1 protein-coding gene is annotated in these 326 nt (G+C 35.6%); it reads left to right on the plus strand.

What is annotated here, in order from left to right:
• Positions 1-92 precede the first annotated feature (92 nt).
• On the plus strand, positions 93-326 hold a 234-nt coding region (locus ACFIO5_RS10565; RefSeq protein WP_375705376.1), incomplete at its 3' end, for an exodeoxyribonuclease III.

Consider the following 326-nt stretch of genomic DNA (forward strand, 5'->3'; position numbering starts at 1 on the left):
TCGAAGACATTTATAGAACGCTTTAACATCGTAATTTAACAAATTGCATATAGGGCATTATAACGCACATATAACACTTAAGATTGAGTATCATGAAAATAGTAACGTGGAATATTGCTGGAATAAAAGCACGGCATGAAACATTATATCAATGGCTACAGCAAAATCGGCCTGATATAGTCTGTTTACAAGAAATCAAAAGTACCGATGAGAATTTTCCACGCGATGCAATTGAAAGCTTAGGTTATCACATAGAAACACACGGACAAAAAAGTTTTAATGGGGTTGCGATTCTCTCCAAAAAAACACCCGATGAAGTTATCCGC

It is taken from the genome of Bartonella sp. AA86SXKL, assembly GCF_042196885.1.